The sequence below is a fragment of the Streptomyces sp. 7R007 genome, assembly GCF_054850255.1.
The window spans coordinates 84281-103189 of the sequence record NZ_JBTWMV010000014.1; the positions used below are offsets into that span (position 1 = coordinate 84281).

The following is an 18909-nucleotide window of genomic DNA, read 5'->3' on the forward strand; positions in this document are numbered from 1 at the left end:
CGAGAGGAATCCCCATGGCTGCATCGCCTGCGGCTGTAGACGGTCGATCACACCGGGCCGTGCTGCTCACGGTGACCTGCTTGGGCCAATTCATGGTGCTGCTCGACAACACGATCGTTGGAGCAGCGCTGCCCGACATGCAGGACCGGCTGCACACTCAACTGACCGGTCTGCAGTGGATCGTCGACGCGTACGTGCTGCTGGTCGCCATGCTGCTGTTGTCCGGCGGCGTGTTCGCCGACCGGTTCGGCCGCAAGCGGGTGTACCTGGCGGGCGCGGCGGTGTTCACCGCCGCATCGGCGCTGTGCAGCCTCGCGCCGTCGGTCGGCTGGCTGATCGCCGGCCGGATGCTGCAGGGCATCGGGGCATCGGCGCTGAGCCCCGCTTCGCTGGCCCTGCTCGCCGCCGCCTACCCCGCCGCCCAGGAACGCATCAAGGCGATCGGGCTGTGGGCCGGGTTCAGCGGAATCGGCCTGGCCGCCGGTCCCGTGGCCGGCGGGATACTGGCAGACGCCTTCGGCTGGCCCGCCATCTTCCTCGTCAATCTGCCCATCGGCGTGATCCTGCTGCTGCTCGGCCTGCGTCACCTGGACGAGTCCCGCAATCCGAGCGCCCCGGAGATCGACGTCCCGGGAACGGTGCTGTCCGTTCTGGCGGTGGGGGCACTGACCTACGGGCTGATCGAGGGCGGAGCTCGCGGCTGGACCTCACCGGTGATCCTGGGAAGCCTCGCCGCCGCGGCGATCCTCCTCGCCGCTTTCGTCGTCGTCGAAGCGCGTCGCCGCGCACCGATGCTGCCGCTCCGGCTGTGGCGGCAGAGGCTGTTCACCGTGTCCAACACCGCCATGATCGTGGTGGGGTTCGCGCTCATGGGCTCGTCGTTCTTCTTCTCCCAGTTCTTCGTGTCCGTCCAGGGCAGCTCGATCCTGCGTGCCGGCCTGCAGACGCTCCCCGTCTCCCTCGCGATGGTGGTCGTCAGCCCGTTCGCGGGCCGGCTCGCCGCCCGGTACGGCTTCCGCATCGTGGTCACCATCGGCCTGGCCCTGGCCGGAGGGGGGCTGCTGGGGCTGGGCATGGTGCACGCGGATACCGGTTACGGGAACGTGTGGTGGCGGCTGGGAGTCGTCGGCATCGGCTTCGCCCTGACCCTGTCCCCGCTGACCGGCGCCGCCATCCAAGCGGTCAGCCCGCAAGAAGGCGGCCTCGCCTCCGGCATCAGCAGCACCACCCGGCAGATCGGCGCGGTGCTCGGCGTGGCGGTACTCGGAGTCGTCGTCCGCGCCCGGCAATCCGACGGCGCCTCGTTCGAGACCGGCCTCGGCAGCGCCTTCGCCGCTGCCGGCATCGTCACTCTGGCCGCCGCGGTGTTCACCGGCCTGTGGCTGACGAGGTCCAAGCCCGCGCGCGCCTCGACGGCGCCGCACCGATCCAGCGATGCAGAAGCGGTCACCTCGACGAGCGAGGCGTCCTGAGATGGCTCGCTGCGCAAGGGCAGGCCATCGCGAACGGCTGCTGCCTCTCCGGGCCCGCTCATTACAGGGGCGATCCAGCTTCGGCCCCGAGCAGCGAGTGTTCGTTCAACGCCACCCAGGTGCCGGGTGCGGACACCGGTCGCAGTGACAACCGTCGGGCCAGTTGATCGGCCGATCCTCCGAATGCCGCGTGGTTCTGGACCCGACTGGTGTCGGAGCGAGGCACCGGCCGACGCCAGAGGGTCGGGCCGGCCAGGAAGAGCCGTCGAGGCGTGGAGTGGCAATCGTACGTGTGCGTTGCGCAGTTGGGGCGGCCGTACCAGTCAGGCCCGCGGAGCGTCACTGCCCGCGGGCCGGGAGGCGCCGGGCGCCAGCGGGTCCGGCGGGGGCACGGACGGCAGGCCCGCCGCGCCAGTGCGCAGCCGCTCGAAGACGAGGTCGAAGGTGAAGCCCGCGGTGAAGCCGAGCGGAATGGTGAAGAACAGCAGCCGTCGCACGTCCAGATGGTCGAGGAGGGTGGGGACGGTCAGCAGCTGGGAGGCGACGTAGAGAAGGACGCAGACCAGCCCGGCACCCAGCCCCCGTACCGCCGCGCGCCCCCAACGCACGTCGCTCTCGAAGGAGTTGCGCAGGATGGCGCCCGCGGCGGAGGCCACCAGCGGGGCGCCCACCAGGATCAGCAGATCCAGGGCGCCTGCCTGCTGCGCATTCCGGGCCGTCACCAGGGCCGCGAGGGAGGCCAGCATGCACACGGCGGCCACGGCGAGCCCCCTGGCCGACCGCCTGGCCGCCATGCGTTCGCCCCGCGCGCGTTCCGCGAGGGCGCGCAGTCTGCGTTCCCGCTGTCTGAGCAGGCAGGCGATCAACCGGGAGGCGGACGCCGAGGACCAGTTGTCGCCCATCAGGCGGATGTCGGAGTCGTCCGCGTCGTTGCGGACCTTGTCGAAGTTGATCCACACCTGGCCGGCTCCGCCGCCGAACGCGGCCACCGTCACCAGCGGCAGTCGCTGCGCCAGTGCGATGATCCCGGCCACCCGGGTGGACTGGCCGCCGCCCATCAGCAGTACGCCGTCACAGCTGAGCAGGGTGTGATAGAAGGCCACCTCCCACTCGCCGCTGCTGTCGCGAAGGATTTCCAGGCTGGCGTGGGCGTCTGGTGCCAGGCCGAAGTCGACGTCGCTGTGGCGTGGCGGGAAGGCCGCCACCCGGCCGGGCTCCGCCTCGGTGCAGGCGTCCGCGTACCCGGCGACGACATCGGTCTCGATGTACTCGGGGCTGCTGGAGAAGACGGCCAGATCGCAGCCGGCCCGGGCGAGTTCTCTGCCCAGTTGCCGACAGGCCTCGGGAGCGCGATCGGCGGCCTTGAGTGGGTGGGAGAAGGTGCGACCGGGATCGGTGCTGCCGATGACGGCGATGAGAGGACGCGCGGACGGCGGCGAAGTCATGTGCCAGTCTAGGCAGTTGCCCCTGATGTGTCTCGACTGGTTCTGCTGATGTGTCTCGACGGGTTCAGCGGGGTTTCGCCGTATTTCTTGGCGTTCGAGGTGTAGCCGAAGGCGTGCGGGGGGATGGGTGAGCCGACGGTGGGGAGAAGTGATGGCAGGCGTCAGCCGGATACCGGCCTACTTCAGTCACAGCTACTGGGCAGAGGACCGGGAGCTGAACGAGCACTTCTGGCACCTCTTCTGGAACGAGGGCTTCACCTTCGCGGTCGACCCGAAGACCAACCCCCTCTCGCCCACCCATCTGGAACTGATGATGGATCAGAGTGCCTGCTTCGTCGGGGTGGTGACGCACCGCCAGGAGGAACGCCGGTATCGCGCCTCGCCCTTCATGGTGCACGAGCACGATCTCGCGCTCCAGGCGCGGAAGCCCAGGCTCGTGTTCATGGAGACGGGCGTGTCGGCCGGTTTCTTCCCGGTGGCCGACGAGCAGCGCATCGTGTTCAACCGCCGCAAACTCCCCGACGCGGCCGAGGTGAAGCCCGCGATCGCCCGCCTCGCCGGCCGCAGCGGTCCCGCCGGAGGCGCCGCCAAAGGACTGCTCGGCACGGTCGGACTGATCCTGCCCGACGACCCCGCCTACCGGGCCGCCGAGCCGCTCATCCGGCGTGCGGTCGAGGATGTCGGATACCGCCCCCGCACGATCAGCCTCGAATTCGAGGACCTCTTCGAGTTCCTGCTCGCCGTCGACGGATGCGACTTCATCGTCGTCGACGTCGCCTCCCCGCACGCGGTGCCCTGGGTCTTCCCCGAGCTGAGCGGACGCTTCCGGCCGACCCTCAAACTCATCCACGATCCGCCCGACGGCCGGTACGTGCCGCAGCCGTCGAAACTGGTGAGCGGAGCCGCCCTCCGGGCGGCCGAGCCGGCGGACCGCATCACGGTGCACTGGAGCGATCCGCAGGAACTCGCCGACCGCCTCCAGGACTTGGTGGCCCGCTTCTACCAACCACGGCTGGAGTTCGAGACCTACGAGGAGGGCGTCGGATACTTCCGCAGCCTCGGCCGGGCACAGGGCAGCATCTTCCTCAGCAACGCCCGCGGCGACGACACGCTGGCTCAGCGCGTCGGCCGCAGCCTCGAACTGCACAACCTGTCGTACTTCCACTACCTGCGCCGCAACACCATCGAACTCGGCGCCGACTGGCGCAGCCAGCTGTACGCCAACGTGGCCGCGTGCCGGCTGTTCCTGCCGCTCATCAGCCGGCACTACTGGGAGAGCGAGTACTGCCGGGAGGAGTACGAGATCGCCGAACGTCTGCGCGCCGACGGCCGGTTGGTGATCCTGCCGTACTTCCTCGGCCCCGGAGTGGCACGCCAGGTCAGCTTCCAGGGCCGGGCCATCGGCCACCTCTCCCAGGACGAACAGGTCGCGGTCATCAGCCGTGACGTCGACAACGCGTTCGTCGAGCGCCGCCGACTGGAGGAGCACGGCGTCACAGCAGCCGAGCAGGGCGCCAGGGCCGGCACGCCCGCCCCGGGACGCCGCTGCGACATCGCGCTCGTCACGCTCCTGCCCGACGCCTTCGAGGCGCTGCGCCGCCATCTGGAGACCGCCGGTGCGCACACCGAGACCGCACTGCACGGCACCGGCTGCGCGTGGCTGCGCACCAGCGTTCAGGCCGTGGGCCGCAGCAGCGCCTACGAGGTGGTGGTGGCCCAGCCGTGCGGCGGCCGCGACGGGGTCGCCAACGCCGTCGCCGCCACGATCGAGGAGCACCAGCCCGAGACGGTGGTCTTCGTCGGGGCCTGCTGCGCCCTCGCCCCCGACCTCGTGCCCGGCGACGTGGTCATCTCCAACCGGTTGCACGGCTACACCTACGACGAACTGGAACGCAGCTGCCTGCCCCGCCCCGACCGCAGCCACCTGGCGCACGAAGGGGTGGCCGCGCTCGGCGACAGCATGCGCCTGAACTACACCTACTGGACGGAGAAGGTGTACGAGCAGCCACCCGGCGGTCCCCGCAGCACCGCACCGCGTGTCGTGGTCGGCCCGATCGCCTCGGGGGACGCGACCGTCGGCGGCAGCGGGGACCCGGCCCTGCGGCCGGTGACCGGCGCCTGGCCGGGGCTGGCCGCAGTCGAACTCGAAGGCGCGGACGCGGCAGCCGCCGTCACCCAGACCCGCCGGGGCGGCCGGACACACGTGTCGTTCTCGATGGTGTGCGCGGTGGCCGGCACCACCACCGACGGCATCTCCGCCAACTCGACGCGACCCGAGCAGGAGAAAGCCTGGAAGCACTACGCAGCCGACGTGGCCGCCACCCTGGTCCTGGAAGCGATCCGGTTGGCATGGCCCAGTCCGCCCAGGAGAGCCGGATGACACGACGGGACAGGCGGCAGCCGTGGACGCCCCCACCGCCCAGCACGGTGGACGTGAAGATCCCCGACAGCCTGCACGCCCTGATCGAGATCCTCGCCGAGGAAGCCCACAACAACTGGGCCCGGCAGCGGCTGTCGGAAGGCTGGCGGTACGGGCGCCGGCTGAGCCGGCGACGCAAGACGCACCCCCTGCTGGTCCCGTACTCCGCGCTCACCCACGAGCAGCAGGAGGCGGACCGGGTGGTCGCCATGGGGTCGGTGAAGGTCATCCTCCGCCACGGGTACACCCTCCAGGAGCCCGCCGACCGGTGAAAGGGGCGCTCCATGACGACCATCGCGGTGACCGGGCACATCGACCTGACGGCGAAGACCTCCGCCTTGGTGCGTACCGCCCTGGACGAACTGCTGCAGCGTTACGCCGCCGACGGGGAACTGGTCGGGGTCTCCTGTCTCGCCCGGGGCGCCGACTCGGTCTTCGCGGAGGCCGTACTCGCCGCCGGCGGCCGGCTGGCCGTCGTCATCCCCTCCCGGGACTACCGGCGCGCCCGGGTGCGGCCCGAACACGCGCCCGTGTTCGACCACCTGGTCCAGGCCGCCCACGACGTCGTCGTCCTGCCGATCGAGACCGCCGGCCGGCAGGCGTACGAGGCGGCGAACCGCGTCCTCGTGGAACGCGCCGACCGCCTCGTCGCCGTCTGGGACGGCACTCCGCCCACCGGCAGAGGAGGCGGCACCGCCGACACCGTCCTCGAGGCCCGGGCGGCGGGCGTCCCCGTCGACGTGGTCTGGCCCGCCGGAGCCGAACGTGCCCACCGGGAACACCGCGAGGGCGCCGACGGCGGGCGCGGGGCTTCAGGGCGCGTTGCGGAGGCGGACCACAGCTGGTCGGGCAAGAAGCTCTGACGCATTCACTCCTCGGCCACGACGTACGCGGGCCCTCGAATCGAGGGGGTTCGGAAAGACCGGGCTCAGCCTCGTCAACGCGGCAGGCAGGCACGTGCGCAACAGCGGCTCTGCTTACGCGGGTTGGTGAATCCACAGGCGTCGAAAGCGTTGTGCAGCGCGTGCCGCCGGCCCTCACCTGCCGTACGCCGCAAGGTGACGCGACGAGCTCTCGGCGAAGACGGCACAGTCGAGCCCTACCCCAGCTTCCGCAGCACTTGGGCGACGTTGTTCCGGTACGTCCGCAGTGCCTGCAACCCGGCGGCGTAGCGGTCACGGTGCCGGACGATGTCCGCGGCCTGTTTCCGTGCCCGGACGGCGTGCCAGAGTTCGACCGTATGGTGGCGGCGCTTGCAGATGACGTCGGCCGCGGCGGTGGCCCGCTCCCGCGGCGTATGCCGGGTGTTGCCGTCACTGCCCCGCTGCCAGGCGGTGTCCGTGTACGCGGCCACGGGGTCGCGATAGCGGGTGAACCCTTGCGCTGCCACGCAACGCGACCACACCTTCCACGCTGCACGCAGACGCGGATCGCGCTTGACGGCCTGGTTGATCTCGGTCGCCCGTGCAGGTCCGTACAGCCAGTCGCGCTTGACGTCGATGCCGCGCATCAGCCGTCGGCTCGCCTGCGCGCTGCAGGAGGGGAAGTCCGCATACTCGGCGGTGGTCATCCGGCGGCCCGTCGGTCGCGGAGTCCGGAACTTCGCCGGGTCCCAGCCGTAGCCCCAGCGGCGGGCGGCGGCGAGATCCAGGACACCGTAGTCGGTGCCGACCGCGGTGACGACGACGGGATCGCTGGGATAGCGCGGGTCGAGCGGGAAGTCCGGGTGGCCGTGCTCCGCCATGCACTGCCGGACCAGCAGCGCCGATGCCCGCTGCGATCGCTGGTGGTCCTGAGATGTGTAGTCGTAGCGGTCGGCCGGGAGGGGGCCTAGGTCCGACGTCGTACGGATGATCTCCGGCCGGCCTGAACCGGAGACACACATCGCTGCCAGCATCGCCACGACCGCAAGTCGCCACCCCCGCCTTGTCATGCGCACGGATGGTAGCGAACCGCGTGAAGGAGCCGACCAGGCCCCCGGTGTATTCAGCGGCGGTCGGTTGTGGCGGGACCGTGCCCCGACCGAAGCCCTGCGGTGGTGAAGCGGACCGCCGTACGAGCCCTCACGGGCGGACCGTGAGGCCGTCCAGGGTGAGGTCGAGCAGGCGCTCGGCTTGCTGTCGGTGTTCGGCGCCCGCGGAGGTGAGGGCGATGCCTTCCAGGGCGGCGCCGATGTCGGTGGGCTGGATATCCGTGCGGATCGCCCCGGCGGCGGTGCAGGCGTCCATGAGTGAGGTGATGGCGGCCTGGATCATTTCCCGGCTGTGACCATAAGGGTTGCTTCCCGTCGCGGCGATGGCGCGCAGGGCGTCGATCATGCCGTGCTTGGCGGTGACGTAGTCCAGGAAGAGGCGTGTCCACGCGCGCAGGGCCTGTGCCGGCGGCTTCTGCGCGAGGAGAGCGGGGGCGGCATCGCACAGGCGGGCCACCTCGTTGCGGTAGACCGCCTCGATCAGGGCCTCGCGGGTGGGGAAGTTGCGGTACAGGGTCGCACTGCCCACGCCTGCCTCCTTGGCGATGCGTTCCAGGTGCGCGTCCAGCCCCTCCGTCGTGAAGACGCGTACAGCGGCCGTGAGGATCTTCTCCCTGTTCCGCCGTGCGTCAGCCCGCAGCGGCCGAAGCGTTCCATCGGTCATCCGTGCTCGCCGTCCCCTCTTCGAAGCCCACCGAACTTGCTAACTGGAGGCGCCCCCACTTAGGGTGAGCGTAACTGGGGGCGCCTCCGGTTTTTCACTCTAGGTCACTGCACGGACCTGCGCGCCCTCCAAGAAAGGAAGCCGATCATGTCGGGTATCCAGGGCAAAGTCATCGCGATCACAGGTGCCAGCAGCGGCATCGGCGAGGCGACCGCGGCCTACCTCGCCGAAAAGGGCGCCCAGCTCGTGCTCGGAGCCCGGCGCGAGGACCGACTGAACGCCGTCGTGGACGGCATCACGGCGAAGGGCGGCACCGCCACCGGCGTCATCGTCGACGTCAGGCGCCGCGGAGATCTCCAGCGCCTGACGGATACGGCCCTCAGCCAGTTCGGTCGGCTCGACGTCCTCGTCTCCAACGCAGGCACGATGGCCGTCTCGCCGTTCGACGACCTGCGCCAGGATGACTGGGACGCCATGGTCTCCACCCACATCACCGGCCTGCTCAACGGCATCGGGGCCGCTCTGCCCGTCTTCCGCCGGCAGCGCTTCGGCCAGTTCGTCAACGTCGGCTCCACCGCGGCCTACGTCGTCAAGACCCCTCAGGGGGTCTACGCGGCCACCAAGACGGCGGTGAAGGTGCTGACCGAAGGACTGCGCCAGGAGTCGGGACCGGACCTGCGCGTCACCCTCGTCTCACCCGGCTTCACCCATACCGAAGGCATCGGCAAGGGAGCCGGCCCTGAGATCGCGGCCGCGATGACCCGGCAGCGCGACGAGATCGCCATGCCGCCCTCGGCGGTTGCCTCCGCCATCGGCTACGCCATCGAACAACCCGACGGCGTCGACGTCAGCGAGATCGTCGTCCGCCCGACCGTGCAAGCCTGAGAGCGGCGAGCCGGCGAGTTCATGGTGCAGTTCCTCGCCGCCGGCGAACTCCACACGAGCTGGACCTACGACGGACTGCGCACCGCCGACCCTGAGCCCGCCGAGCGCACCGCGTTCGACAGGGCGGCACCGTACGGCACGGCCAGGGCTGCACCCTGCGCGTCAGTGCCGCCGGGGGCGCCGTTCGGCGTGTGGGGGTCTGGCGCACGCCCCCTGAATGCGTCCGTGCGCCGCACCGCGGCGGCTGCGTACTGCGCCGTTCCGCTGCTCGCCACTTTCCGCCTCGCCTAGCGTGCAGGGACGTCTCCGGGGAATGGCGCGTCGGTGGCCCCGACGGAGACGGTTCATTGTCCGTGCGCGGGGGGAGCGACTGGTGACGCACGCCGAATTCGGCCCGGGAGAACGCAAAGAAGCCGCCGGAGGCGGTCCGGGCGGGCTGCGGGCCGACCGCTCGGTCATCTCTCCCGCGCTGTACGAGCGTATGGACGCGGGCGAGTCCGTCCTGAGAGTGATCTTCGATCTCAACCCTGACTACCCACGCGGACTGACCGGTGCGGCATCCGAGGTCGGCGTACTGCTCGGTCAGGCCGCCATCGAGTTCGGCAGGCTCGATCCCGAGGCACAGCCCCGTACACCGCACGACCTGGGCGGGCCGTACGTGGCCGCTCTGCTGTCGCCGACGGCGCTGCTGTGGGTCGTGCGCCGGGATCTGGAGCAGGCGGAGCGTGACGACTGGAGCCTGCGTGCGATCCGCAGAGTGTGGCCCGACTTCGAGGTCCATCCGTTGCTCGACCGGTCCCTGGCGACGATCAAGGCCGATGCCGCCCGGGCGGCCTTCGCGGCGGCCGGTGCGGGGATCACCTGGGCGGTCGTCGACTCCGGTATCGACCACAGGCATCCCCACTTCCGCACGTGGGGCAACCTCGACCTGCCGCCGCACGTGGAGCACGTCGACTTCACGGGCGAGCGTTCCCCGCTCACCGACGACGTGGGGGTCGGGCACGGCACGCCGGTGGCCGGCATCATCGGAGGCGAGGCACGCGGCGGACAGGGCGGTCCGCTGCGCATCCGGCGCACCCTGCTCGACGGCGACCGCGGCATCGACCCGAAGGCGGAGACGCTGGAGCACATCAGCGGCGTCGCGCCGCAGTGCAAGCTGGTCTCCTACAAGGTCTTCAGTCCTCGCACCCCGAGCAGTGTCAGCACGGTCCTGGCCGCGTTGGCACACATCCAGCGCGTCAACGACCAGGGCCGCAACCTCCGTATCCACGGCGTCAATCTGAGCCTCGGCTACCCCATCGACCCGGACTGGTTCGTCGGCAGCTACTCGCCCCTGTGCACCGAGGTGGACCGGCTCACCCGCTCCGGCGTCGTCGTGGTGGCCGCGGCCGGCAACACGGGCCTGGTCAGGCTGAACTCGGTCGGTGGTGGTGTGGCTGGCACACAGGGTGCCTTCGGAGCGCAGCTGACGATCACGGATCCGGGGAACGCGCGCTACGCCCTCACGGTCGGCTCCACGCATCGCGAGGCACCGCACACCTATGGTGTCTCCTGCTTCTCAGCGAAGGGCCCCACCGGCGACGGCCGGCTCAAACCCGACCTCGTCGCGCCGGGCGAGCGGGTGCTGTCCGCGGCGAGTCTGCGCCCCCAGCCCGACGAGAAGGACTGGAACGACCCCGCGTACACGGAGTTCAGCGGCACCAGTTTCGCGGCGCCCCACGTCTCGGGCGCCATCGCGGCCTTCCTGTCCGTGCGGCGGGAGTTCATCGGACAGGTCGACCGGGTGCGGGAGATCTTCACTGCTTCGGCGGTGGACCTGGGCCGGCTGCCGGAGTTCCAGGGGCACGGCCTGGTCGACCTGATGCGGGCGCTGCAGTCCGTATGAGCGTAAGCGATGCCCGAATGCGGGGGAGTGGGGTGGATGACGGGCGCACTGGGCGGTTTTCCCTATACGGCGCTACGGTTCGACGCCGCCGGAACCCTGGTGCCGGACGCCACCGGTCTCGGCGTCGACGGCCTGGCCGCGTGGCTGGCGGCGGGCGAGGCCACCGACGTGGTGGTGCTGTCACACGGCTGGCGCAACGACGCCCGCACCGCGCACCGGCTGTACGACTCCCTGGCGGCCTCCGCCCGGGCCGTGCTGCCCCGGGTGCCCGGGGCGCGGGAGCACCGTATCCACCTCGTCGGTGTGCACTGGCCCTCGCAGCGCTTCGCCCCGGTGACCGACGCGTTGACGCAGCCCGCGTCCGAGGCGTCGGCGGGATGGCTGCCGCGCAGCAGAGGGGCCCGTCCCGACGAGGTGCGCGCGGGATACGACCGGCTCATGGAGACGCTCGGCCCAGAGGCGCGGGCGGACGCGCCGGACGGCACGACGCTGGCCTCGGCGATCGAACGGTCGTCGTCGGCACGGGTACGCCTGGTGCGCTGGGTCCAGAGCCTGCTGCCGGGCGGGCAGGCACCGGATGGCACCAGGAACGGCGCGTGCGCGGCCGACGACGAGGACGGACGGCTGGCCGCAGCCGACCCCGAGGACGTGATGCGCAGGCTGTCCTGCGACGTCGTCGCGGCCGCCGACGAGGAGGCGGACGGCACGATCGGCCTCGGCGGCGGGGTGAGCGGCCGTCACGGACGCGCCGCCGTGCGGCTGCTGGACGTCGCCACCTACGCCGTCATGCGCGAGCGGGCCGGGCGCATCGGGGCCCGGGGGCTGGCGCCGGTGCTGGCCCGTCTCCACGACAGGGTGCCCGGCTGTGCCGTTCACCTCGTGGGGCACAGCTTCGGAGCACGGCTGGCCGCCGCGACGGCCCTGGCCACGGCCAACGGCGGGCAGGTGCGCTCCCTGTGCCTGCTCCAGGCCGCGTTCTCCCACTACGGACTGGCCCGTCGCTGGGACGGAAGCGCCGACGGGGCGTTTCGCGCGCTGGTCGGCCGGCGTCTGGTGGGCGGACCGATCCTGGTCACCCATACGGCCAACGACCGAGCCGTCGGCTACCCGTACGCGGTGGCCTCCCTCCTGCTGGGGCACGTCGGTGTCGGCTTCACCGGACCCGAGAGCACCTACGGAGCCCTCGGGCACAACGGCGCGCGGCGCACGCCGGAGGCCGACGACCTCACGCTGCTGGGGGTGGGCGAGCCGTACGCCTGGCGGCCGGGCCGAGTGCACAACCTGCGCGCCGACGCGTACGTCCGCGGTCACCACGACGTGTCGGGACACGAGGTGGCCCACGCCGTCCTGAGCGCGGTGACGGCATGACACGGCAGTGCGCCGTCCCGCTCTTCGTCAACTTCTACTCACCGGGGGGTCGGTGGTCTTGGCCGGTTTGTCGCAAGCGTTGGGGTCGGGGGAGGCGGGCGTGGTCAGCGGGCGCTGGGGCGGCCGCCCCGATCGGGCCGTCCTGGGAGGCCGGGTGATGGTCCTGCCCGGTGAGCGGCTGCATCTGGTCTCGCTGGGCATGCGCTCCGCCGAGTGCGAGGTGCAATGCCGTACGCAGGACAGGGCCGTGCTGCGTGTCATGGCCCGGCTCACCTTCCAGGTGGGGCGCAACGGTCAGGACGTGCTGGAGTTCTTCCGCAACTTCGGCGAGGACGGCGACACCCTGACGCCGCAGGTCGAAGCGGTCCTCACCCGGCAACTGCAGGCCGTGCTGGAGACGTTGTCAACCGAGCAGGCCGAGCTGGGCTCGGCCCTGATCACCGAGCGGGCGGGCGGGCTGATCGCCGCCGACTTCGCCTGTGTGGGGCTGCGCCTGGTGTCCCTGGGCGTGGACATCGTCCTCCCGGACGGCTACGAGAGCGCCCGCGCCCGGCAGTTGACGCTGCGGCAGCAGATCGAGACCACCCGCCTCGACATCCACCAGCAGGACCTGCTGCACGCGGCCCAGGTGGAGCGCGAGAAGCGCGAGGCGAAGGCCCGCGCGGATCAGTGGCGGTACGAGGAGCGCCAGCGCATCCAGACCTCGATCGAGCGGGTCGACGTGGACCGTCACCAGCGCGAGGCCGACCGGGAGCACCAGTCGGCGCAGGCGCGGCTCGCCGCCGAGCAGCTGCAGCAGGAGTACGCGGTGCGCAGCGAGTACGAGCAGATCATCCTGCGAGCCGAGCTCCTGAAGAAGCTGCCGCAGGTCCTGGAGGCGCAGGGCAAGCTTCTGCCCGAGTTGCGCACTTACATCGGCGGTTCCGACAAGGAGGGCCTGCCGGCGCTCATCAAGGGGCTTGCCTCGTACGGGCTGCCGATCATGGAGGAGGTCCGCAAGATCTTCGACCAGACCCCCGCCGGGCAGCGTCCGCTGGAGCAACGGCGCGAGGATGATGCGGAGCCGCCCGAGCGGAGCGGGGAGGATTGAGCAGTGATGCCGGGCTGTCTCGGCAACGACCCTGCGGGGCGTGCGAGGCGCGTCCGGCCGCGTGCGCCTGTCGAGGGCCGGGCGGCCCTACGAGGTGCCCGGCCATCGGCGCCCGCCCAACCTCCGTACGTGTAGGCGCCGTTGGGGTGCCGCGGCCGGTCGGTGCCGTCAGGCGGCCTGGGACGTCTCGTGCCGCCAGAAGCCCGAGAAGAAGATGCGCTCCTTCGGCAGGCCCAGCCGGCGCAGATGTCGGCGCCCTTCCGTGGCGAGCGTCGACTCGCCGACGACGAAGGCGTAGCCGGCCTCGTCCACGGTGGTGTGACGCAGCAGTTCGCCGAGGGCGCCGGTGCCGGGTACGGAGGTGCTGTCCTCGCGGACGATCCAGGTGACGGACATTCCGGCCGGTGCGTCCAGCGTGCGCCGGTCGCCGGCTGTGGGCACCTCCTGGATGAGGCGGCCGACGGTGTCGCGCGGCAGGGAGCGCAGGATGTTCGTGGTGGCGGGCAGTCCGGTCTCGTCGGCGACGACGAGGACCTCGGTGGCGTCCGCCGGGCAGTCGAACAGCACCCCTTGGTCCAGCAGGGCGAGCGCGTCGCCGGGCCGGGCGGCGCAGGCCCAGATGGCGGCCCCGCCCTGCGGTTCGCCCGAAGGGCCGTGGTGCACGACGAAGTCGATGTCCATCTCGGCCGCTTCCGGGCGGAAGTCGGCCACCGTGTAGTTCGCGCAGTGCGGGCGATCCCGCTCGGGGATGGCCAGATAGGGCTGCCACCACCGCGTTGCGGTGAACTGCGGTAGCCGCAGGACGTGTTGGTGCGGCAGTTGGAGGAAGAGCCGGAACCAGTGGTCGTAGCCCATCCATGCGAACTCCGCGAGTTCGTCGCCCGTGACGGTGACGCGGTGGATGGACGGGGAGGTTCGCTCGGTCCGTACGACCTCGGCCCGGAACATCCTCGGGGTGCGCGGCATCAGCCGGTGGATCTTCGCCATGCGGGAAGGTTCCTCACTTCGGTCAGACCCCCAGGCGTTGGAGGTGATTAGGTTAGGCTAACCTAATCTCGTGAGTTCTGGTGAAGAGACAACCGAGCCCTCCCGCTCCCGTGGCCACGCCCTGACCGCCCGGGGCGTGACCGTGTCGTACGACGGAACGGACGTCGTGCACGACGCGGCCCTCACGCTCCGGCCCGGACAGGTGACCGCGCTCGTCGGGCCCAACGGCAGCGGCAAGTCGACGCTGCTGCGCACCCTGGCCCGCTTGCAGCGCGCCCGCACCGCCACCCTCACCCTCGGCGACGAGAAAGCCGCCGCCACCGACGGACTCGCCCTGACGGCCCGGGAGTTCTCACGCCGGGTGGCGCTGCTGACGCAGGGGCGCCCCACCCCGAGCGGCCTGACCGTGCGGGACATCGTCGAGTTCGGCCGCTTCCCCTACCGCGGGCGCTTCGGCCGTACGGACGCCGACGGCGCGGCGGCCGTACGACGGGCCCTGGCCCTGACCGACCTCGAAGCTCTCGCCGAGCGCGGAGCGGAACACCTCTCGGGCGGCCAGCTCCAGCGCGTGTGGCTCGCCGGCTGCCTCGCCCAGGACACCGGAGTGCTTCTGCTCGACGAACCCACGACCTACCTCGACCTCCGCTACCAGGTCGAACTACTCGATCTGATAAGGGACTTGGCGGACGACCACGGCATCGCCGTCGGCGTCGTCCTGCACGACCTCGACCAGGCCGCCGCCGTCGCCGACCGGATCGCCCTGCTGCACGCCGGCCGCGTCGTCGCCGACGGACTGCCCGCGGACGTACTGACCGCCGAACGCCTCACCGCCGCCTACGGCATCCGCATCGACGTCGACACCGACCCCCTCACCGGCCGCCTGCGCACGCGTGCGATCGGCCGTCACCACGCACGCACCGAAAGGCTCAGCACCACCTCATGAGACGCTCCCTGATCACCCTCGCCGCGACCGTGTCCGCCGCCGTGACCCTGGCCGGCTGCGGCACGACCGAGCCCGCCGCCGACACCTCCACGCCGAGCGCCAAGCGCATCACCCTCACCGACGCCAGCGGCGCGAAGGTCACCCTCGACGGGCCCGCCGAGACGGTCGTCGGCACCGAATGGAACGTCGTCGAGAGCCTTCTCACCCTCGGGGTCGACCCGGTCGGCGTCGCCGACGTCAAGGGATACAAGACCTGGGACACCGCCGCCCCGCTGACCGGCACGCCCAAGGACATCGGCACCCGCGGCGAGCCCAGCATGGACACCATCGCCTCCCTCTCCCCGGACCTCATCGTCGCCACCACCGACCTGCCGGCCTCCGCCGTCAAGCAGCTGCGCACCATCGCTCCCGTCCTCCAGGTCCGTTCCGCCGACGCCTCCGACCAGATCGGGCAGATGGAGAAGAACCTGGACCTCATCGCCCAGGCCACCGGCACCACGGCCGAGGCCCAGAAGGCGGAGAAGTCCTTCGACGCCAAGGTCGCCGAGGGCAAGAAGGCACTCGCCGACGCCGGGCTCGACGGACAGGAGTTCGCCTTCGCCGATGGCTACGTCGCCTCCAACCAGGTCTCCATCCGCCCCTACACCAGCGGCTCCCTGGTCGGTGCCGTCAACGCGGCGATCGGGCTGAAGAACGCCTGGACGGTCAAGGGTGACGCCGACTACGGCCTGGCCACCACCGACGTCGAAGGCCTGTCCGGTCTCGGCGACGTGCAGTTCGCCTACATCGGCAACACCAGTGAGTCCGACCCCTTCGCGAAGGACCTCGCGAAGAACGCGGTCTGGAAGGGGCTGCCGTTCGTGAAGAAGGGCAACGTCCACCGACTGCCCGACGGCATCTGGATGTTTGGCGGCCCCCGGTCGATGGAGGCGTACATCGACGCCGTCGTCGACGCCCTGACGAAGTAGCGCCATGGCCGTCACCGCGCCAGCCCCCGCCACCGACTCGCCGGCCGCCGCCACCAGGACGGGCGCGGTCGCGGTGACGGCCGTGCTCGTGCTCCTGGTCGCCTCCCTCGCGGTCGTCGACATCACCCAAGGGACCGCGTCCGTCGACGCCGCCCAGGTCTGGCAGGCCCTCACCGGCCGTGCGGAGGCCGGCGACGCCTCCGTCGTGATCGCCTCACGCCTGCCCCGCATGACGGCCGGCCTGCTGGTCGGCGCCGCGCTCGGCATCGCCGGCGCGGCCCTGCAGGCCGTCAGCCGCAACGTGCTCGCCGCCCCCGACACCCTGGCCGTCAACGCCGGTTCCTATCTGGCCCTGGGCCTGCTCGGTGTCACGGGCGTCTCGCTGCCGCTGCTCGCCTCCTCCGGCGTCGCCTTCCTCGGCGCCCTCGCGGCCGCGGCCATCGTGCTGTCCCTGTCCGGCCTGGGCACCGGCACCGTCCGCCTCGTCCTCGCCGGCAGCGCCCTCACGCTCGGCCTGACCTCCGTCACCCAGGGGCTGCTTCTGCTCTTTCCCGAGCGGACGAACGGGCTCTACCAGTGGAGCCAGGGCAGCATCAGCCAGAACGGCTTCGACGGCGTCGTACAGATGGCGCCCGTCGTCACCGTCGCCCTCGCCGGACTGCTCCTGACCGCCCGCCGCGTGGACGCCCTCGCCCTCGGGGACGACGCCGCGTGCGGACTGGGCGTCCCGGTGCGCGCCACCCGGATCACGGTCGTGGTACTGGCCTCCCTGCTCGCCGCCGCGGCGGTCACCCTCGCCGGGCCCATCGGCTTCGTCGGCCTGTGCGCCCCCGCGCTCGTCCGGCCGCTGGCCCGCCGTGTCCGGCTCTTCGTGCGGCTGCGGGCGAGCCTGCCCGTGAGCGCACTGGTCGGCGCCGGTCTGGTGCTCGGCGCGGACGTCCTGCTGCGCGCGACGGTCCCGCCCGAATCGGCCGTCGCCGTGCCCACCGGCGTCGTCACCAGCATCGTCGGTGCGGTCTTCCTCGTCGTCATGGCACTGCGGGTGCGTGACTCGGCGGCGGCGAGCGCCCCGGAACGGCTGCGCATCCCGACCCGGGCGGTGTTCCTTACGACGGTGGCCGTGCTCACCTGCCTCCTGGGCGCGGTGATCATCTCCGGGGTGCTCCTGGGCGACACCAAGCTGCTGCTGGGGGACGTGGCGAACTGGGCGCGGGGCACGGCCGTGCAGTCCGTCTCCTTCGTCCTCGACACCCGCGTCCCCAGGGTTGCCGCCGCGCTCCTCGCGGGGGCCGCGCTGGCCCTGTCCGGCACCCTGGTCCAGGCCGTCACCCGCAACCCGCTCGCCGAACCGGGCGTCCTGGGCGTCTCCGGCGGAGCGGCTCTCGGCGCGGTCCTGCTCGTCACGACCGTCTCGTCCGCCGGTTCCTGGAGCGTGGCCGGCGCCGCCTTCGCGGGCGCCGCGCTCACCGCGGTCGTCGTGTTCGGCCTCGCCGCGCGGGGCGGGTTCGGGCAGCACCGGCTGGTCCTCGTGGGCGTCGGCGTGTCCGCCGCGACGAGCGCCCTCACCAGCCTGTTCATCGTGCTGACGGACCCGTTCAACGCGACGAAGGCCCTCACCTGGCTGTCCGGGTCCACCTACGGACGCACGCTGCCGGACGCCCTGCCCGTCGCGACCGCCCTCGCCCTGGGCATCGCCCTGGCCGTCGTACGACGCACCGAACTCGACCTGGTCTCCCTCGACGACGACACACCCGCGCTGCTCGGTCTGCGCCTGGCACCGGCCCGGCTGGGCTTCCTGGCCGTCGCCGTCCTGCTGAGCGCCACTGCGGTCGCCGCGGCGGGCACCATCGGCTTCGTCGGCCTGGTCGCCCCGCACGCGGCACGCGCCCTGGTTGGTCGCCGCCACGCACGGGTCGTCCCGGTGGCCCTGCTGCTGGGCGCGGCGCTCGTCGGCACCGCCGACCTCCTCGGCCGCACCGTGATCGCACCCGCCCAGCTCGGCGCCGGACTGATGACGGCCGTGATCGGCACGCCCTACTTCCTCCACCTCCTCCTCCGCACCCGCCGCTGACAACCGTGCCGGTCAGGACCGGGCCCAGCGACACTGCGGTCGTCGTATCGGACTCGCCTTCCGACTGATCGCCTCGCCTGCGCCTCGCCGCCGCATCACAAGCCGCGCCTTCGCACGTCATCGGCGATCGGATGGCCTGGGGCAGGGACGCTGACTCGGTCGACGGGTAAGGCGCCGACGTGCTCTCCCCGTTGCACGCGCGGACGTGTGGCCCCTCCGGTCCAGCAACTCGGTACGGCGCGGCCCGGTCAGCATGTCGGCGTGAAGACGCGGCCATAGGCGGGCTCCGTGAAGTCCGGTCTCCGTGGGGACATCACGCCGGGCGACGCGGTCCACAGGAGGGGCGTCAGGTCGGTCAACGCGGTCGGGGCCGAGTCGGCCGCGCGCACGTCGTGTCCCGCCCTGGGTGCGGATTACCGGGTAACAGAGGTCCGCCCGCCACTCTCCGGATGTGACGGTCGCAGGAAGCGGCGGACGGACCGGAACTCCGCAGGAGGAGCATCCATGGCCCACGATGACATATCCCGGATGCCGGACGGCACCGGCCGCGCCGTGACGTTCACGCTGCCGCGGGCGGCACGGGCGGTGTCGGTGATCAGCACCAGCGGTCTCGTCCTCGCCATCGCCGACGGTCGTTTCGCGCACAACACCGCCGGTTTGTGGGCGGTCGTCGTACTGGACGTCGCCGGCATGGCCTACGACTTGGTCGACCGGGCGCTGCGGCGGCGCTGAGCCGCGGC

At 71.6% G+C, this 18909-nt stretch carries 15 protein-coding genes and 1 pseudogene; 12 read left to right on the forward strand and 4 right to left on the reverse strand.

Features of this window, described 5'->3' with window-relative positions; translation table 11 throughout:
• The first annotated feature begins 14 nt into the window (after positions 1–14).
• Positions 15–1472, forward strand: coding sequence for an MFS transporter (locus ACYF6T_RS20060; protein WP_461698158.1), 1458 nt, complete (start codon positions 15–17; stop codon positions 1470–1472).
• 323 nt (positions 1473–1795) lie between these two features.
• Here the strand turns inward: ACYF6T_RS20060 and ACYF6T_RS20065 are convergent, their stop codons facing one another.
• Positions 1796–2917 carry a hypothetical protein gene (locus ACYF6T_RS20065; protein WP_461698159.1) on the reverse strand — a complete coding sequence of 374 codons (1122 nt, stop codon included), beginning with the start codon at positions 2915–2917 and terminating at the stop codon, positions 1796–1798.
• A 151-nt stretch (positions 2918–3068) separates the two neighbouring features.
• On the opposite strand from ACYF6T_RS20065, the gene ACYF6T_RS20070 reads away from it, so the two are divergent.
• The 3 genes and pseudogenes from ACYF6T_RS20070 to ACYF6T_RS20080 form a co-directional block, all read left to right on the forward strand.
• A complete protein-coding gene (locus ACYF6T_RS20070; RefSeq protein ID WP_461698160.1) occupies positions 3069–5297 on the forward strand; it encodes a TIR domain-containing protein in 2229 nt (742 codons plus the stop codon).
• The gene (locus ACYF6T_RS20075; RefSeq protein WP_461698161.1) at positions 5294–5608 is read left to right on the forward strand and encodes a RyR domain-containing protein; all 315 of its coding nucleotides are present in this window, start codon (positions 5294–5296) and stop codon (positions 5606–5608) included. Before ACYF6T_RS20070 ends, ACYF6T_RS20075 begins: the two co-directional genes overlap by 4 nt.
• Positions 5609–5620: 12 nt before the next feature.
• Positions 5621–6103: pseudogene (locus ACYF6T_RS20080) on the forward strand (hypothetical protein); the annotation flags it as partial.
• A 332-nt stretch (positions 6104–6435) separates the two neighbouring features.
• Here the strand turns inward: ACYF6T_RS20080 and ACYF6T_RS20085 are convergent.
• Positions 6436–7269 (reverse strand): hypothetical protein, encoded by an 834-nt coding sequence (locus ACYF6T_RS20085; RefSeq protein ID WP_461698162.1) that lies wholly within the window; start codon positions 7267–7269, stop codon positions 6436–6438.
• A 130-nt stretch (positions 7270–7399) separates the two neighbouring features.
• Positions 7400–7972, reverse strand: a complete 573-nt coding sequence (locus ACYF6T_RS20090; protein WP_461698163.1) for a TetR/AcrR family transcriptional regulator — start codon at positions 7970–7972, stop codon at positions 7400–7402.
• Between the two features lie 147 nt (positions 7973–8119).
• Between ACYF6T_RS20090 and ACYF6T_RS20095 the strand changes: the two genes are divergently transcribed.
• The 4 genes from ACYF6T_RS20095 (at position 8120) to ACYF6T_RS20110 (ending at position 13200) form a co-directional block, all read left to right on the forward strand.
• Positions 8120–8857: an SDR family oxidoreductase gene (locus tag ACYF6T_RS20095; protein ID WP_461698164.1), complete on the forward strand. Its 738-nt coding sequence runs from the start codon at positions 8120–8122 to the stop codon at positions 8855–8857.
• Positions 8858–9230: 373 nt separating this feature from the next.
• Positions 9231–10742: a S8 family peptidase gene (locus ACYF6T_RS20100; RefSeq protein WP_461698165.1), complete on the forward strand. Its 1512-nt coding sequence runs from the start codon at positions 9231–9233 to the stop codon at positions 10740–10742.
• 36 nt (positions 10743–10778) lie between these two features.
• Positions 10779–12110 (forward strand): hypothetical protein, encoded by a 1332-nt coding sequence (locus tag ACYF6T_RS20105; RefSeq protein ID WP_461698166.1) that lies wholly within the window; start codon positions 10779–10781, stop codon positions 12108–12110.
• 52 nt (positions 12111–12162) lie between these two features.
• Positions 12163–13200 carry an SPFH domain-containing protein gene (locus ACYF6T_RS20110; protein WP_461698167.1) on the forward strand — a complete coding sequence of 346 codons (1038 nt, stop codon included), beginning with the start codon at positions 12163–12165 and terminating at the stop codon, positions 13198–13200.
• A gap of 168 nt (positions 13201–13368) precedes the next feature.
• Here ACYF6T_RS20110 and ACYF6T_RS20115 read toward each other — a convergent pair whose 3' ends face one another.
• Complete coding sequence (locus ACYF6T_RS20115; RefSeq protein ID WP_461698168.1) at positions 13369–14187, reverse strand: siderophore-interacting protein; 819 nt, start codon at positions 14185–14187, stop codon at positions 13369–13371.
• A gap of 70 nt (positions 14188–14257) precedes the next feature.
• Between ACYF6T_RS20115 and ACYF6T_RS20120 the strand changes: the two genes are divergently transcribed.
• The 4 genes from ACYF6T_RS20120 to ACYF6T_RS20135 all read left to right on the forward strand — a co-directional run bounded on the left by ACYF6T_RS20120 (position 14258) and on the right by ACYF6T_RS20135 (position 18901).
• Complete coding sequence (locus tag ACYF6T_RS20120; RefSeq protein WP_461698169.1) at positions 14258–15130, forward strand: ABC transporter ATP-binding protein; 873 nt, start codon at positions 14258–14260, stop codon at positions 15128–15130.
• Positions 15127–16098, forward strand: a complete 972-nt coding sequence (locus ACYF6T_RS20125; RefSeq protein WP_461698170.1) for an ABC transporter substrate-binding protein — start codon at positions 15127–15129, stop codon at positions 16096–16098. The genes ACYF6T_RS20120 and ACYF6T_RS20125 overlap by 4 nt, the downstream gene beginning before the upstream one ends.
• Before the next feature lie 4 nt (positions 16099–16102).
• Positions 16103–18169: an iron ABC transporter permease gene (locus ACYF6T_RS20130; protein ID WP_461698171.1), complete on the forward strand. Its 2067-nt coding sequence runs from the start codon at positions 16103–16105 to the stop codon at positions 18167–18169.
• Between the two features lie 504 nt (positions 18170–18673).
• Positions 18674–18901 (forward strand): hypothetical protein, encoded by a 228-nt coding sequence (locus ACYF6T_RS20135; RefSeq protein WP_461698172.1) that lies wholly within the window; start codon positions 18674–18676, stop codon positions 18899–18901.
• The last annotated feature ends 8 nt before the right edge of the window (positions 18902–18909 follow it).